Source organism: Ruixingdingia sedimenti, from assembly GCF_031432425.1.
In the GTDB taxonomy this organism is placed as follows: domain Bacteria; phylum Pseudomonadota; class Alphaproteobacteria; order Rhodobacterales; family Rhodobacteraceae; genus Ruixingdingia; species Ruixingdingia sedimenti.
In genome coordinates this window covers 145,795-161,880 of sequence record NZ_JAVKPH010000001.1, presented here as the reverse complement: position 1 = coordinate 161,880, position 16,086 = coordinate 145,795, and the positions used below count along the sequence as shown (strand labels likewise).

15 protein-coding genes are annotated in these 16,086 nt (G+C 69.8%); 8 read left to right on the top strand and 7 right to left on the bottom strand.

Features of this window, described 5'->3' with window-relative positions; genetic code table 11:
• The first annotated feature begins 38 nt into the window (after positions 1-38).
• The 6 genes from RGD00_RS00845 (at position 39) to RGD00_RS00820 (ending at position 5,798) form a co-directional block, all read left to right on the top strand.
• Positions 39-431, top strand: coding sequence for a cytidine deaminase (locus RGD00_RS00845; protein WP_310455192.1), 393 nt, complete (start codon positions 39-41; stop codon positions 429-431).
• Positions 431-1,729, top strand: coding sequence for a thymidine phosphorylase (locus tag RGD00_RS00840; RefSeq protein WP_310455191.1), 1,299 nt, complete (start codon positions 431-433; stop codon positions 1,727-1,729). The genes RGD00_RS00845 and RGD00_RS00840 overlap by 1 nt, the downstream gene beginning before the upstream one ends.
• Complete coding sequence (locus RGD00_RS00835) at positions 1,729-2,925, top strand: phosphopentomutase (RefSeq protein WP_310455190.1); 1,197 nt, start codon at positions 1,729-1,731, stop codon at positions 2,923-2,925. The genes RGD00_RS00840 and RGD00_RS00835 overlap by 1 nt, the downstream gene beginning before the upstream one ends.
• Complete coding sequence (locus RGD00_RS00830) at positions 2,922-3,902, top strand: adenosine deaminase (RefSeq protein WP_310455188.1); 981 nt, start codon at positions 2,922-2,924, stop codon at positions 3,900-3,902. The genes RGD00_RS00835 and RGD00_RS00830 overlap by 4 nt, the downstream gene beginning before the upstream one ends.
• Positions 3,895-4,527 carry a uracil phosphoribosyltransferase gene (gene upp, locus RGD00_RS00825; RefSeq protein ID WP_310455186.1) on the top strand — a complete coding sequence of 211 codons (633 nt, stop codon included), beginning with the start codon at positions 3,895-3,897 and terminating at the stop codon, positions 4,525-4,527. Before RGD00_RS00830 ends, upp begins: the two co-directional genes overlap by 8 nt.
• A 68-nt stretch (positions 4,528-4,595) precedes the next feature.
• Positions 4,596-5,798 (top strand): SPOR domain-containing protein, encoded by a 1,203-nt coding sequence (locus RGD00_RS00820; RefSeq protein ID WP_310455184.1) that lies wholly within the window; start codon positions 4,596-4,598, stop codon positions 5,796-5,798.
• 91 nt (positions 5,799-5,889) lie between these two features.
• Here the strand turns inward: RGD00_RS00820 and RGD00_RS00815 are convergent, their stop codons facing one another.
• Positions 5,890-6,921, bottom strand: a complete 1,032-nt coding sequence (locus RGD00_RS00815) for a hypothetical protein (protein WP_310455183.1) — start codon at positions 6,919-6,921, stop codon at positions 5,890-5,892.
• 116 nt (positions 6,922-7,037) lie between these two features.
• On the opposite strand from RGD00_RS00815, the gene RGD00_RS00810 reads away from it, so the two are divergent.
• Both RGD00_RS00810 and RGD00_RS00805 read left to right on the top strand, forming a co-directional pair.
• Complete coding sequence (locus RGD00_RS00810; RefSeq protein ID WP_310455182.1) at positions 7,038-7,691, top strand: sulfotransferase family 2 domain-containing protein; 654 nt, start codon at positions 7,038-7,040, stop codon at positions 7,689-7,691.
• Between the two features lie 112 nt (positions 7,692-7,803).
• Positions 7,804-8,319 (top strand): Hint domain-containing protein, encoded by a 516-nt coding sequence (locus tag RGD00_RS00805; RefSeq protein WP_310455181.1) that lies wholly within the window; start codon positions 7,804-7,806, stop codon positions 8,317-8,319.
• Between the two features lie 79 nt (positions 8,320-8,398).
• On the opposite strand, the gene RGD00_RS00800 is transcribed toward RGD00_RS00805, so the two are convergent.
• The 6 genes from RGD00_RS00800 to RGD00_RS00775 form a co-directional block, all read right to left on the bottom strand.
• Positions 8,399-10,600 (bottom strand): 3-hydroxyacyl-CoA dehydrogenase NAD-binding domain-containing protein, encoded by a 2,202-nt coding sequence (locus tag RGD00_RS00800; protein ID WP_310455180.1) that lies wholly within the window; start codon positions 10,598-10,600, stop codon positions 8,399-8,401.
• 20 nt (positions 10,601-10,620) lie between these two features.
• Positions 10,621-11,832: an acetyl-CoA C-acetyltransferase gene (locus RGD00_RS00795; protein WP_310455178.1), complete on the bottom strand. Its 1,212-nt coding sequence runs from the start codon at positions 11,830-11,832 to the stop codon at positions 10,621-10,623.
• 17 nt (positions 11,833-11,849) lie between these two features.
• Positions 11,850-12,488: a glutathione S-transferase family protein gene (locus tag RGD00_RS00790; protein WP_310455177.1), complete on the bottom strand. Its 639-nt coding sequence runs from the start codon at positions 12,486-12,488 to the stop codon at positions 11,850-11,852.
• A gap of 334 nt (positions 12,489-12,822) precedes the next feature.
• Positions 12,823-13,977, bottom strand: a complete 1,155-nt coding sequence (locus RGD00_RS00785) for an acyl-CoA dehydrogenase family protein (protein WP_310455176.1) — start codon at positions 13,975-13,977, stop codon at positions 12,823-12,825.
• 24 nt (positions 13,978-14,001) lie between these two features.
• Complete coding sequence (locus RGD00_RS00780; protein ID WP_310455174.1) at positions 14,002-14,214, bottom strand: hypothetical protein; 213 nt, start codon at positions 14,212-14,214, stop codon at positions 14,002-14,004.
• 89 nt (positions 14,215-14,303) lie between these two features.
• Positions 14,304-16,082 (bottom strand): acyl-CoA dehydrogenase C-terminal domain-containing protein, encoded by a 1,779-nt coding sequence (locus tag RGD00_RS00775; RefSeq protein WP_310455173.1) that lies wholly within the window; start codon positions 16,080-16,082, stop codon positions 14,304-14,306.
• Between the last annotated feature and the right edge of the window lie 4 nt (positions 16,083-16,086).

Below are 16,086 nucleotides of genomic sequence, written 5' to 3'. Positions count from 1 at the left end.
GGGCCGCCGCAGATTTGGGGCCGGCCAAGGGGGATGCGATGGACCTGATCGAAGCCGCCACCGCGGCGCGTATGAATGCCCATGCGCCCTATTCCGGGTTCCGGGTGGGGGCGGCGGTGCGCGGGGCGTCCGGCGCGGTCCATGCCGGATGCAATGTGGAAAACGTGGCCTATCCCGAAGGGATATGCGCCGAGGCCGGGGCGATCGCCGCCATGGTGCTGGCGGGCGAACGGCGGCTGGTCGAGGTCGCGGTGATCGCCGACGCCCCCGCGCCGGTACCGCCCTGTGGCGGCTGCCGGCAGAAGCTGGCGGAATTCGGGGGCCCCGAGGTGCGGGTGGTGATGCTGACCACCGGCGGCGCACGGGCGGAATGCACGCTTGGCGATCTGCTGCCGCTGGCCTTCGGGGCCGCGCATATGGGGGGCCGCTGATGGATGCGCGCGCTGTGATCACGGCGCTGCGCGATGGCCGCCCGGTGCCCGCGGGCGGGATCGAATGGTTCGCGCAGGGGCTGGCCACAGGTGCGGTCAGCGATGCGCAGGCCGGGGCCTTTGCGATGGCGGTCTGCCTGCGGGGCCTGGGCGGGGCCGGGCGCGTGGCGCTGACGCGCGCGATGCGCGACAGCGGCGATGTGCTGGCATGGGATCTGCCGGGGCCGGTGGTGGACAAGCATTCGACGGGGGGCGTGGGGGATGTGATTTCCCTGCTGCTGGCCCCCGCGCTGGCGGGATGCGGGGTCTATGTGCCGATGATCTCCGGCCGCGGGCTTGGCCATACCGGCGGGACGCTGGACAAGCTGGAGGCGATCCCGGGCTACCGCGTCGAGGTGGCCGAGGATCGTTTGCGCGCCGTCGTGCGCGATGTGGGCTGCGCCATCGTCGGCGCCACCGGGCGGATCGCGCCCGCCGACAAGCGGCTTTACGCCATCCGCGACGTGACCGGCACGGTGGAAAGTGTGGACCTGATCACCGCCTCGATCCTGTCGAAGAAGCTCGCCGCCGGGCTTCAGGCGCTGGTGCTGGATGTCAAGGTGGGCTCGGGCGCCTTCCTGCCCGGGGCGGATCAGGCGCAGGCGCTGGCCCGCGCGCTGGTGGAGACGGCGAATGGCGCGGGCTGCCGCACATCGGCGCTGATCACCGACATGGACCAGCCTCTGGCCCGCACCGCCGGCAACGCGCTGGAGGTGGCCGAGGCGATGGACACGCTGACCGGGCGCAGGGTGACGCCGCGGCTGCGCGACCTGACCGTGGCCCTGGGGGCCGAGGTGCTGGCGCTCTGCGGTGCCGCGCCGGATGCGGCGGCGGGGGGCCGTGCGGTGGCGGCGGCGCTGGACTCGGGCCGGGCGGCGGAACGGTTCGGGCGGATGGTCGCGGCGCTCGGGGGTCCTGCGGATTTCGCGGATCGGTGGGCGGATCACCTGCCCGCAGCGCCGGTGGTGCGCGATGTCTTCGCCGATGCCCCCGGCCATGTGGCGGCCATCGACACCCGCGCGGTGGGGCTGGCGGTGGTGGCGCTTGGCGGCGGGCGGCAGCGGGAAAGCGACCGGGTGGACCCGCGCGTGGGCTTTTCCGGCCTTGCGGGCCTTGGCGCGCGGGCGGATGCGCCCCTGGGCCGCGTCCATGCCGCGACCGAAGCGGATGCCGAAGCCGCCGCCGCCGCCCTGCGCGCCGCCTATCGCATCGGGGGCGGGACGGTGCCCGCCGATCTGGTGCAGGACCGGGTGGGTTGATGGCGCGCGCCTTTCTGATCGTGATGGATTCCGTGGGCTGTGGCGGCGCGCCCGATGCCGCCGATTTCGGGGATGCGGGAGCCAATACGCTCGGCCATATCGCGCAGGTCTGTGCCGCCGGCGGGGCGGAGGAGGGGCGCAGCGGCCCCCTGCGGCTGCCGGTGCTGGATGGTCTGGGGTTGGGGGCGGCGATCCGGCTGGCCTCCGGCCTCGCCGCCCCGGGGCTTGGCGCCACGCCGCAGGGCAGGTGGGGGGCGGCGACCGAGGTGTCGCGCGGCAAGGACACGCCCTCGGGCCATTGGGAACTGGCGGGCGTGCCCGTGCCCTGGGACTGGACGTTGTTCCCCGACACCCGGCCCGCCTTTCCGCCCGGCCTGTCGGCGGCGATCGCGGCGGCGGCGGGGACGGCGGGGATCCTGGGCGACTGCCACGCCTCGGGCACGCGGATCATCGAGGATCTGGGCGCGGCGCATCTGCGCAGCGGCTGGCCGATCTGCTATACCTCTGCCGACAGCGTGGTGCAGATCGCGGCGCATGAGGGGGCGTTCGGGCTGGACCGGCTGATCGCGCTTTGCGAAACGCTCGCGCCCCGGCTGCATGCGATGCGGGTGGGCCGGGTGATCGCGCGGCCCTTCACCGGCACGCCGGGGGCGTTTCGCCGTACCGCCAACCGGCGCGATTTCGCGATGGCGGTGCCGGGCGAAACGCTGCTGGATGTGGCGGCGGGCGCGGGGCGGATGGTGCATGCGGTGGGCAAGATCGGCGACATCTTTTCCGGCAGGGGCGTGGGCAGGCTGTGGAAGGGCGCGGATGATGCCGCACTTTTCGAACATCTGCTGGCGCTGGGGGAGACTGCGGAGGACGGTTCCTTGACCTTTGCCAACTTCGTGGAGTTCGATACGCTTTACGGCCACCGCCGCGACGTTGCGGGCTATGCCCGGGCGCTGGAATGGTTCGATGCCCGCGCGGGGGTGCTGCTGGCGCGGCTGAAACCGGGCGATCTGGCGATCTTCACCGCCGACCACGGCAACGATCCGACATGGAAGGGCACCGAACATACCCGCGAACGGGTGCCCGTCCTCTGCGCCGGAACAGGCACCGGCGAGATCGGCCTTTGCGCCTTTGCCGATGTGGGGGCGAGCGTCGCGGCGCATCTTGGCCTGCTCATCCCCGGCCCGGGACGGAGTTTCCTGTGATGCTGCCCAAGATCGAGCTGCACCTGCATCTGGAAGGCGCCGCCCCGCCCGCCTTCATCCGCGGCCTCGCGCGCGAAAAATCCATCGACATCAACGGCATCTTCGATGAACGGGGCCGCTACCGCTTCGACAGTTTCCGCCAGTTCCTGAAGGTCTACGAGGCCGCGACCTCGGCCCTCACCACCCCCGACGACTATGCCCGCCTGACCCGCGCGGTGCTGGAGGAAAGCGCCGCAAGCGGTGTGGCCTATTGCGAAACCTTCATCTCGCCCGATTTCTGCGGGGGCGGCGACCTTGGCGCATGGCAGGATTACCTGCACGCGATCCGCGAGGCCGCCGCACCCTTTGACCCCCAAGGCATCACCCTGCGCGGCATCGCCACCTGCATCCGCCATTTCGGCCCCGACCGCGCCCGGCAGGCGGCGCGCTGCGCGATGGAAACGGCGGGCGACTGGCTGGTGGGGTTCGGCATGGGGGGCGATGAAAACACCGGCCAGCCAAAGGATTACGCCTATGCCTTCGACATGGCGCGCGAGGCGGGGTTGCGGCTGACCGCGCATGCGGGCGAATGGCGCGGGCCCGATGCGGTGCGCGACACGATCCGCGACCTGAGGGTGGACCGCATCGGCCACGGCGTGCGCGCCATCGAGGATCTGGCGCTGGTGGACGAACTGGCCGAACGCGGCACGGTGCTGGAATGCTGCCCCGGGTCGAACATCGCGCTCGGCCTCTATCCCGGCTGGCGGCGCCACCCGATCAACGAGCTTGACCGGCGCGGCGTTCGCGTCACGGTATCCACCGACGACCCGCCCTTCTTCGACACCACCATGGCGCGCGAATACGACCGGCTGGCCGAGGCGTTCGACTGGGACGACGGCCAGCTCCGCCGCATCGCCCGCACCGCCCTTGACGCCGCCTTCTGCGACGGGGAAACCCGCGCGCGCATCCTGAAACGACTGGAGCCCGGCCATGCTTGACCACCTGACCATCGTCAGCCACCCGCTCGTGCAGCACAAGCTGACGATCATGCGCCGGAAGGATACCTCGACCGCGGGGTTCCGGCGGCTGCTGCGGGAAATCAGCCTGCTGCTGGCCTATGAGGTCACGCGCGAGCTGGACATGACCACCGTGTCCATCGAAACCCCGCTGTGCGGGATGGAGGCGCCGATCCTCGACGGCAAGAAACTGGCGCTGGTGTCGATCCTGCGGGCGGGCAACGGCCTGCTGGACGGGATACTGGAACTGGTCCCGGCGGCGCGGGTGGGGTTCATCGGGCTCTACCGCGACCCCGAGACGCTGCAACCCGTCGAATACTACTGCAAGGTGCCCGACGAGCTGGAGGACCGCATGGTGATCGTCGTCGATCCGATGCTGGCCACCGGCAATTCGTCTGTTGCCGCAATCGACATGCTGAAGGCGCGCGGGGCGAAGAATATCCGTTTCCTGTGCCTTCTGGCGGCCCCCGAAGGGGTGGAGCGGATGAACAAGGCCCATCCCGACGTGCCGATCGTCACAGCGGCTGTGGATAGTCACCTGAATGACCACGGATATATTGTGCCTGGCCTAGGGGATGCGGGTGATCGCATGTTCGGCACAAAATAAAGACAGTAGACTCTTTACTCGGAAACAATCCTTCGGCATGATTCGCCCGTTACCTTTGGGGGGTAGTCATGCTTCGGAATGTGTTCACGGTCGCGGTGCTCGCGGCTGCCGGCCTCGCATATCCCGCGCTCGGGCAAAGCCGGGGCGGCCCGGCGGAATTGCCGCCGGCGGGTTTTGCCGGCCAGCAATATGTCGACAGCCGGGGCTGCGTGTTCCTGCGCGCCGGGCATGGCGGGCGTGAAACCTGGGTGCGCCGGGTCGGCGCCGACCGCAAGCCGATGTGCGGCTATCCGCCCACACGGCAGGTGATGGCGCAGGCGCAGGGCGAACTGGGCCAGACGGCGGCGGCCCCCGCGCCCACGCCGGCCCCGGCGGCGGGCGGGCGCAGGCCGATGGATACCGTGGCCAGCACGACCGAGCCGCCGCGGATCCAGTCCGGCGCCGCGCCGCGCAGCAGCATCCCGGCCTCGCAATACGCCCCGCCGCGCGTGGTGGTGGCCCCCGTGACCCCTGCGGCTACCGCACCGGCGGCCCGGGTGGCGGTGGCCCCCACGCCCGCGCCCGCCCCCACACCAGCCCCCGCCCCGACCGTGGCACAGGCGCCGAAGCCCGCCGCGGCGCCTGTGGCCACGCCGATCCTGCGCGCCACCGCCGGCTGCCCGGAAAATGCGCCCTATGGGCGGAACTACCACCTGACCGATGGCCGCATGGTGCTGGTCTGCACCGCTACCGGGCGCGCCTTCACCGGCCTGCGCCCGGGCGATGTGGCGCGGGCCGCTGCGGGCAGCGACGTGCGGGTGTCGAAATCCGACCCGCGCCTGCCCGATGCCGCGGTGCCCAAGGGCTACAAGCCCGCATGGACCGATGACCGGCTGAACCCGCATCGCGGCATCCGTACCGCGCAGGGCGACGCGCAGATGCGCCGGATCTGGACCGACGAGGTGCCGCAGCGCCTTCAGGCCGAGGCCGCGCCGCAACAACGCGCGCGCGTCACCGCCTCGACCAAGACCGCGCCGGCGGCACCGGCAAAGGCGGCTGTCACCGCCGGCGCCTTCGTGCAGGTGGGCAGCTTCGGCGTGGCGGAAAACGCCACCCGCGCGGCGGGCCGGTTGCAGGCGATGGGCCTGCCGGTGCAGGTGCAGCGCGCGGCGATCAAGGGCAAGCCGGTGCAGATCGTCCGCGCCGGGCCCTTCGCCAGCCGGGACGACGCCACCGCGGCGCTGGCCGCGGCCCGGCGTGCGGGTTTTGCGGATGCGATCCTGAGGAACTGAATTCACGGACAGGCAGCGGGGCGGCAAGACACCCGGGGCAGTGCAGGGGGCGCCTTGACCGAAAGGTCAGGGCGCCTTTTCCTTTGGCGCCTCAGCCCGCGCAGATGGATTGCAGGCTGATCCAGTCCTCGTCCGGCAGGATTGCGGTGGCCTGCCCGCGTTTCTGCGGGTCGGCCTCGATCAGCGGCAGGGTGCTTTCGCCGCCGGGGTCCAGCACCAGCGCATAGGGCGTGCTGGCGACATGCGCGGTGATGAAGCGCGCCAGCAGGGGTTCCATATCCTCGGGCGGCGGGGCGGGGCGGGTCAGCACCCGTTCGCCGTAGCCCGTCATCGCGCCCTCGGGCAGGTTGCCGGTGGTCAGCAGACGGAAGCTCGCCCGCAGCCCCGCCCACCGCAGCGCGGGGATCAGCGGGTCGCGCGCCTCTGCCGCCAGCCGTTCGGCGAGGATATGGCCGGCGGCGACCTCGGGGGCGTCATGGGCCTCGACCAGCGGGCGGCCGATCAGGATGATGCGCCCGGGCAGATGCGCCGCCCCCGCCAGCCCCTCGCGCAGCACCACGATGCGGGTGCCGTCATTGCCGAAAAGCCGCTCCGCCAGCCGCACCAGCGCCGCATTGCCGCGCCGGGATGTGCAGGGCGCGCCCGAAAACCGCGCCACATCGTCCAGCGCGAGCCGCCCGATCTCGATCCGCTTGGCCATCGGCACTACGCCCGCAGTATGCGACACCAGCGCGCCGGGCAGCCAGAAGATGCCGAGCGCCAGCACCACCGCCAGCGTGCCGCCGAAGATCCCCCACCGCAGGCGGCCGGGATGGGGCTTGCGGGTGTCGATCGCGCTGCGCACGGTCTCGATGGCCGCGATCATGTCGGCGTCCTCGATCTCGACCGTCTCGCTTTCGGCCTCGCCTTCGGGCGAGGGGCTGTAAAGGGCGGGCAGCGCGCCGGGGTTCACCCGCCGCACCGCGGGCAGCGACCAGTGCGACAGCGCCGTTTCCGTCCGCCCGTCCGACAGCACCAGCGAGGCTTCGCCCAGAGACACGATCACCTCGCGCCGCTGCTGTCCCGGCGCGGCGCGCCAGAGCCCGGATGCTTCAAGCCGTGCGAATTTGACGAGCGCCGTCATGGCGGCGTGGGCCTGCTCTTTGTTCTTCGCGCGCAGCATAGCGCAGCCGCCCCGGCGCGACAATCGCGCCCTGCCCGGGTGCTTGGCGGGGCCGCCGGGGCGGGGTAGGCTGGGCCATGATCGTGTCACCCGGCCGCCGCTATGTCTTCGTCCATATCCCCAAGACGGGGGGCACCGCGCTGACGCTGGCGCTGGAGGCGCGGGCGCGCAAGGACGACATCCTGATCGGCGACACGCCCAAGGCGGTGGCGCGGCGGGGGCGGCTGAAGGGGGTGAAGGTCGCCGGGCGGCTGTGGAAGCATTCGACGCTGGCCGATATCGCGGGGCTGTTGCCGGAGGCGCAGTTGGCGGGGATGTTCACCGTCACGCTGGTGCGCAACCCCTGGGACCGGCTGGTGAGCTATTACCACTGGCTGCGCGCGCAGGGCTTTGCCCATCCGGCGGTGGGGCTGGCGAAAAGCCATGATTTCAGCGGTTTCCTGAACCATCCGCAGACGCGGGCCAGCCTCGCCGCCTGGCCCTATGCGGCCTATGTGCGCGATGGCGCGGGGGCGGAACGGTGCGATCTGTTCCTGCGGCTGGAATCGCTCGACGACGACCTCGCGCCGTTCGAGGCGCATCTGGGCTTTCGCCTCGCCCCGGTGGCGCGGGCCAACGATTCCGCCCGGGCGCGCGACTGGCGGCCCTATTATGCCGAGGCCGACGCCGCGCTGGTGGCGGATCTCTGTGCCGAGGACATCGCGCGCTTCGGCTATCGCTTCGATCCCTGATCCGCGGCATTCGCGGCAAATCCGAACGATCCGCCACGCCCGCGGCGCATTTCCGCCGCGCGGGCGGCCCCTTGTCCCCGTCCGCTGGCGGGCGATCTGGACAGGGGGTGGCATGGACGGGGCGGGGATCCTGTCGGATGTACGGGCGGCGACGCCGAGGGGCTGGCGCGCGGCGGGGCGGCTGCGGGCCGGGGATGCCGTGCTGACGCTGGACGATGGTGTGCAGCGGCTGGCAGGGGTGGTGCGGCAGGGCTGGCCCGCGGCTGTGTCGGCTGCCCCGGTGTGGCCGCTGCGGGTGCCGCCGGGGGTTCTGGGCAACCGCCGGGCGCTGGATCTGGCGCCGGGGCAGGGCGTGGCGGTGGAATGCGACGCGGCCGAGGCGCTGTCGGGCGCACCCCTTGCGCTGCTGCCGGTGGCGGCGCTGGCGGGCTGGCGCGGCATTGCGCCGGTCGCGCCGCAGGGCGACCGGCTGGTGCTGCGCTTGGCCCTGCCCGGGATCGTCTATGCCGAAGGCGCGGCGCTGATCGGTTGCGGCGCGCCGCTACTCCCCCTGCCGCAGGCGCGCCATCTGGCCGCCTGTCTGATGGCGGGGGATGTGGGGACGGCGCTGGCAGGGGCGGCCCGGTAGAGCCTTATTGCCCCGGGGTTGGCGAAGGCACGCGCCTTCGCCAAGGAGAGTGATAGGGCAGAATCCCCGTTGCCCCCGATCAGGCCGCCCGCGCCTGCGCGCCGAACCGCCCGTAGAAGGTTTCGCCCTTCGCCGCCATGTCGCGCAGCAGCGCGGGCGCGGCGAAGCGGGCCCCGTGTTTCGCCGCCAGCCGGTCGCAGATCGCCACCGCCGTGTCCGCCCCGATGATGTCGAGCCAGCTGAACGGCCCGCCCGACCAAGGCGCAAAGCCCCACCCGAGGATCGCGCCCACGTCGCCCTCGCGGATGTCGGTCAGCACCCCGGCCTCCAGCGCGCGGACGGCCTCGAGCACCTGCGCGAACAGCAGGCGGTGCTGCACCTCGGTCAACTCGGGCTGATCCCCGGCGCGGGGGAAGCGGTCGGCCAGACCCTCCCAAAGCCCCTGCCGCTTGCCGGCCTCGTCATAGGCATAAAAGCCCGACTTCGACTTGCGCCCCAGACGGCCCTGATCGACCATCCAGAACACGATGTCGTCCACCGCGCCGTCGGGATATTCATTCCCCATCGCCGCCCGGGTCGCCCTGGCGATCTTGGCCCCCAGATCCAGCGAGGTCTCGTCCACCAGTTGCAGCGGGCCGAGCGGCATCCCCACCAGCCTGGCCGCGTTTTCGACCAGCGCGGGTTCCACCCCCTCGCCGACCATACGCATGCCTTCGTTGATATAGGGGATGATGCAGCGGTTGGCGTAAAAGAAGCGCGCGTCGTTCACCACGATCGGGGTCTTGCGGATCTGGCGCACGTAGTCGAGCGCCTTGGCCACCGCCCTGTCGCCGGTTTCCTTGCCCTTGATGATCTCGACCAGCATCATCTTGTCCACGGGCGAGAAGAAGTGGATGCCGATGAACTGCCCCGGCCGCTTGCTGGCCTTGGCCAGATCGGTGATCGGCAGGGTGGAGGTGTTGGTGGCGAAGATCGCATCGGCGGGGATCACCGCCTCGGCCTGCGCCGTGACGCCGGCCTTGACCTTCTGATCCTCGAACACCGCCTCGACGATCAGGTCGCAGCCCGCCAGCGCGGCATAATCGGTGGTGGCGGTGATGCGGGCCAGCACCTCGGCCTTCTTGTCCGCCGTGACCTTGCCGCGTTTCATCCCCTTGTCGAGGATGCCTTCGGAATAGGCCTTGCCCCGGTCCGCCGCCTCTTGCGTGGCGTCGATCAGCACCACCTCGATCCCGGCATTGGCGCTGACATAGGCGATGCCCGCGCCCATCATCCCGGCGCCCAGAATGCCCACCCGGGCCACCCGCTCATCCGCGACCTTGGGCCGGTTCGCGCCCTTTTCCAGCGCCTCCTTGTTGATGAACAGGCTGCGGATCATGGCAGAGGACGAGGGGTTCATCAGCACATGGGTGAACCAGCGCGCCTCGATCTTCAGCGCCGTGTCGAAGGGCACCAGCGCGCCTTCATAGACCGCGGCCAGCAGCGCCTTGGCGGCAGGATATACGCCCTGCGTCTGCGCATGCACCATCGCCGCGGCGCCGAGGAAGGTCGGGAAGCCCGGCGCGGAATAGGGCGCGCCGCCGGGGAACTTGTAGCCCTTGGCATCCCAGGGCTTCACCAGATCGGCATCCTTGGCCGACAGCACCCATTCCTTGGCGCGGGCCAGCAGCTGGCCGGGTTCCACCACCTCGTCGATCAGGCCGATGGCCTTGGCCGCCTTGGGGGCGTTCAGCTTGCCCTCCAGCAGGATCGGCGCCGCCGCCATCGCGCCGAGCTTGCGCGACACCCGCATGGTGCCGCCCGCGCCGGGGAAGATGCCGATAATGATTTCCGGCAGGCCGATCTTTGCGCGTGCGTTGTCGGCGGCGATGATCCGGTGGCAGGCGAGCGGGATTTCCAGCCCCGCGCCAAGGGCGGTGCCGGGCAGGGCGGCGACCACGGGCTTGCCGCCTTTCAGCGTTTTCGGGTCCATCCCCGCGCGCTCGATCCGGCGCAGCACGCCGTGGACCTGCATGATGCCGTCGAAAAGGCCCCGCGCCGGGTCGTCGCCCGCGTCCGCCTTCATCCGGGCCAGCACGTTCAGGTCCATCCCGGCGGCGAAATCGGCCTTGCCGCTGGTGATGATGATGCCCTTGACGTTGCCGTCGGCCAGCGCCGCCTGCACATGCGCGTCAAGCTCCTGCAGCCCGGCGATGGACAGAACGTTCATCGACTTGCCGGCGACATCCCAGGTGATGGTGGCGACGCCATCGGCGTCCACGGCATAATGGAATTCGGTCATTTTCTGGTTCCTTTCGCCGCTCAGATCCGCTCGATGATGGTGGCGGCGCCCATGCCGTTCGCGACGCACAGCGTGGCGAGCCCGGTGCCGAGGCCGCGGCGTTCCAGCTCGTCCAGCAGGGTGCCGATGATGATCGCCCCGGTCGCGCCAAGGGGGTGGCCCATGGCGATCGCGCCGCCGTTGACGTTGACCTTGGCGGCATCCACCTGGAACGCCTGCATGAAGCGCAGCACGACCGCGGCGAAAGCCTCGTTCACCTCGAAAAGGTCGATATCGGCAATCGACATCCCGGCTTCGGCCAAAATCTTCTGCGTCACCGGCACGGGGCCGGTCAGCATGATCGTCGGGTCGGTGCCGATCTTTGCCGTCGCCCGGATGCGCGCGCGCGGCTTCAGCCCGTGCGCCTCGCCGAATTCCTTGTTGCCGATCAGCACCGCCGCGGCGCCGTCCACGATGCCGGACGAGTTCCCGGCGTGGTGGATATGCGCGATCCGTTCCAGCTGCGGATATTTCATCAGCGCCACCTTGTCGAAGCCGGGCATGACCTCGCCCATATCCTTGAACGCGGGCTTGAGGCCGGAAAGCGCCGCCATGTCGGTGCCGGGGCGCATGTATTCGTCATGATCGAGGATCGTCAGCCCGTTCTGGTCCCGCACCGGCACGATGGATTTCGCGAACCGCTTGTCCGCCCAGGCTTCGGCGGCGCGGCGCTGGCTTTCGACCGCCAGCGCATCGGCCTCTTCCCGGGTGAAGCCGTATTCGGTGGCGATGATGTCGGCCGAAATCCCCTGCGGGACGAAATAGATCTTCATCGCCAGCGTCGGGTCGACTGCAAAGGCCGCGCCATCGGTGCCCATGCCGACGCGGCCCATCATCTCGACCCCGCCCGCGATATAGCCCGTACCCGCGCCGCCCCTGACCTGGTTGGCGGCAAGGTTCACCGCCTCGAGCCCCGAGGCGCAGAAACGGTTGACCGACAGCCCGGGGATGGATTCGTCCAGCCCCGACAGCAGCACCGCCGACCGCGCAAGGCAACCGCCCTGTTCGCCCACCTGGGTGACATTGCCCCAGATCACATCCTCGACCGCATGGCCACTCAGGCCGTTCCGTTCCTTCACCGCATCCAGAAGCCGCGCCGACAGCGCGACCGAAGTCACCTCGTGCAGCGCCCCGTCGGCGCGGCCCTTTCCGCGGGGGGTGCGGCAGGCGTCATAGATATAGGCGTCAGTCATCTTGTCCTCCGTGGCCGTCAGGCCGTCGCCCGGTCGGCAGGATTGCCGGGCATCATGTCATAGGGATGTTTCCAGCCGGGCAGGGCGGCGATCCGGTCCAGCCAGGGGTCGATACGGGGCCAGTCGGCGCGGGCGAAGCCGAAGGGCTCGGGGTAATAAAGGTAGCTGCAACAGGCGAAATCGGCGAGCGTCGGTTCCGTTCCCACGATCCAGTCGCGCCCCTCCAGATGGGTGTCGAGCGTCACCAGCGCCGCCTTGAGCCGCCCTTGCAGGAACCCGATCGCCTCTGCCGGGCGCCTGGCCTCGGGCAGGAAGTTCATCAGGAACCGCACCGGCCCCGCCTGCGCCGACATCTTGTGATTGTCCCAGAAAAGCCAGCGCAGCACCTCGGCCCGGTCCTCGCCCGCCCCGAGGAACTTGCCGGTCGCCTCGGCCACATGCAGCTGGATGACCGCCGATTGCGTCAGCACCCGGCCGCCCTCGACCAGCACCGGCACCTCGCCCATCGGGTTGATCGCGCGGAATTCGGGACTGCGCGCCTCGCCGTTGAAGAAATCGACGTACCGCGGCTGCCAGTCGTAGCCCGCCAGCGTCATCGTCAGCGCCGCCTTGTAGGCGTTGCCGGATTCGCCGAAACAATAGAGCGTGGCGGTCATGCGGTCCTCCAGACGGCAGGGCGGGCGGATGGCGTGGCGTTTGAGTATTTTTGGCAAGATGAAGTTGCAGGGCGCGCCCGGTAACCAGCCGTTAACTGCTCTGTGCCAGTCTCGGCCTTGCGGTACAGGCTGGAGAGCCGATGACCGTGCAAGGTGAAGCCGCGCCGTCCCGCTTGATGGTCACGGACCCCGCCGGGGCGGCGCGCGCTTGTGTCTTCATCTTGCCCCAAATACTCCCGCCGGAGGCACGCCGCGCCGCAGGCGCGGCGCCCGGCCCAACCGGACAAGCCGCGCGCGCGCGGCGCCGGACGGGCGGGAGGGCCCCCGTTCCCCCTCACAGCGACCTCCCGATCAGGTCCTTCATGATCTCGTTGGTGCCGCCATAGATCCGCTGCACCCGCGCATCCGTCCACATCTCGGCCACCGCATAGTCCTGCATGAAGCCGTAGCCGCCGTGCAGTTGCAGGCATTCGTCGATCACCGCGCCCTGCAGGTCGGTCAGCCAGTATTTGCACATCGCCGCCATCTCGACCGTCAGCGCGCCCTTCAGATGCGCCGCGATGCAGCCATCCAGAAAGGTCCGCGCCACCACCGCATTGGTCTTGCATTCGGCCAGCTTGAAGCGGGTGTTCTGGAAGTCGATGATCTTCTGCCCGAAGGCCTCGCGTTCCTTGCAATAGGCGATGGTGCGTTCCACCGCGCCCTCGATGGCGCCCACCGCGCCGCAGCCGATGATCAGCCGTTCCTGCGGCAGCTGGCTCATCATCTGGGCAAAGCCCCGGCCCTCGGCGCCGCCGAGGATGTTGCCCGCGGGCACCGGCACCTCGTCGAAGAACAGTTCCGACGTATCCGCCGCCTTCATCCCGATCTTCTCGAGCTTCCGGCCCCGCCGGAACCCCTGCGCGCCCTCGGTTTCCACCACCACCAGCGACAGCCCCTTGGCGCGCGCCACCGGGTCGGTCTTGGCGGCGACGATGATCAGGTTGGCGTGCTGGCCGTTGGTGATGAAGGTCTTGGATCCCGTCAGCCGGTAGGTATCGCCCGCGCGCACCGCCCGCGTGCGCAGCCCCTGCACGTCCGACCCGCCCGAGGGTTCGGTCATCGCCAGCGCGCCGACCAGTTCGCCCGTCGCCATCTTCGGCAGCCAGCGGCGCTTCTGGTCTTCGGTCCCGTAGGCGAGGATGTAATGCGCCACGATCCCCGAATGGATGCCATGCCCCCAACTGGCGAGGTTGAGCCGCGCATGTTCCATCAGGATCACCGCCTCGTGCCCGAAATCGCCACCCGCGCCGCCGTATTCTTCCGGCACCGAGGGCAAGAGCAGGCCGAGCGCGCCGGCCTCGGCCCAGGTTTCGCGGTCCATCTCGCCCTGCTTGCGCCAGCGGTCGATCTGCGGCACCCATTTCTCGGAAATGAAGCTGCGCGTCATCTCCTGCAACATGCGGTGGTCGTCCGTCATCCAGGGCGACGGGATCAGCGGGAATGTCATCGGGTCCTCCCTCCCTCCGGCGGTTCAGCGTTTGCGGGCGTCCAGTTCCGAATTGAACAGCCGCAGGCGGTGCGTCAGGTTGTCCCTGTCGGTCACGCTGTCGAAATGTTCGAACAGGAACGACAGCGCCTCGCCCTCGTCCAGCCCGGCCTCGGTGGCGAACCGTTTCAGGCGGCGATAGCCGTCCTCGGTCATGGCGACGGGAAAGCGGCGGGTCAGGCGAAAGCGTTTGGGCATCGGTCCTCCTCGGGCGCGTGGGGCGCGCGAACGTCCCTTGTCGCGCCGGTTGCATCCGGGGGGCGGCCGGGCCGTCCCCCGGGGCAAGCCTAGAACGCCGCCTCGTCCAGCGCCATCACCGGATCGGCGCCGCTCTCGATGCGGGCAAGATGCATGCCCGTCGCCGGCAGTTGCCGCGCCATGTAGAAGCGGCCGGTGGCGATCTTGGCGCGCAGGAATTCGGCATCCCCCTCGCCCGCGTCCAGCGCCGCCTGCGCGGCCCTGGCCATGCGCGCCCACATCAGGCCGAGGCAGACATGCCCCATCATGTGCATGAAATCATAGGCGCCCGACAGCGCGGCGTTGGGGTTCTTCATCCCCTGCGCCATGAAGAACATGCCCGCCGCCTGCAGATCCTTCGACGCCTTCTTGAGTGGGTCGAGGAAGCCTTCCTTCAGCGCGGCATCGCCCTCGTTTTCCTTGATGAAGGCTTTCACCATGTCGAAGAAGGCCATGATGTACTTGCCGCCCCCGGCGGCAAGCTTGCGGCCCACAAGGTCCAGCGCCTGGATGCCGTTCGCGCCCTCGTAGATCTGGGCGATGCGGGCGTCGCGGACGAACTGGCTTATCCCCTGTTCCTCGATATAGCCGTGGCCGCCGTAGATCTGTTGCGCGGCGACGGCGGCGTCGAAGCCCTTGTCGGTCAGGAAACCCTTGATCACCGGCGTCAGCAGCGACACCAGCCCCTCGGCCTCGGCGTCGTCCATGCGGTGCGACCGGTCGATCATCTGCGCCGCCCACAGGGTGAAGGCGCGCGCACCCTCGGCAAAGCTTTTCTGTTCCAGCAGCATGCGGCGGATGTCGGGATGCACGATCAGCGGATCGGCCGGGCCCTCCGGGTTCGCCGCCCCCGTCACCGCGCGGCCCTGCAGCCGTTCGCGGGCATAGGCGAGCGAGGCCTGATAGGCCGCCTCGGCCTGCGCATAGCCCTGCATGCCGACGCCGATGCGTTCCTCGTTCATCATCGTGAACATGGCGCGCATGCCGCCGTGCAATTCGCCGATCAGCCAGCCGGTGGCGTCGTCATAGTTCATCACGCAGGTGGCGTTGCCGTGGATGCCCATCTTGTGTTCGATATTGCCCACCTTGACGCCGTTGCGCGCGCCGAGCGAGCCGTCGGGGTTCACGAGAAACTTGGGCACGATGAACAGGCTGATCCCCTTGGTGCCGGGGCCGCCGCCCGGCGCCTTGGCCAGCACCAGATGGATGATGTTTTCCGACAGGTCGTGTTCGCCGGCGGAAATGAAGATCTTCTGCCCGGTGATCCGGTAGGTGCCATCCTCCTGCGGTTCGGCGCGGGTGCGCAGCATGCCCAGATCGGTGCCGCAATGCGGTTCCGTCAGGTTCATGGTGCCGGTCCATTCCATGCTGACCATTTTCGGCAGGTAGGTGGCCTTCTGGTCCTCGCTCCCGTGCGCCAGGAACGCGCCGATGGCGCCGTGGGTCAGCCCCTGATAGAGGCTGAAGCCCATGTTGGCAGAGGTGAACATTTCCCCCACCGCCATGCCGAGGACGTAAGGCAGGCCCTGGCCGCCGAATTCCTCGGGCAGGTCGAGCCCGTTCCAGCCGCCTTCGCGCAGGGCGTCGAACGCCGCCTTGAAGCCCTTGGGCGTATGGACGACGCCGTTTTCCAGCCGGCAGCCCTCGATGTCGCCGATGCGGTTCAGCGGCGCCAGCACGTCGCCCGCCAGTTTCCCCGCCTCTTCCAGGATCGCGCCGGTGAAGCTTTCATCCAGATCGGCATAGCCCGGAACGTCGGATGCGGTGACGTTCAGCAGATTGTGCAGGATGAACTGCATGTCCTTGACGGGTGCGGTATAGCTGGGCATCTCT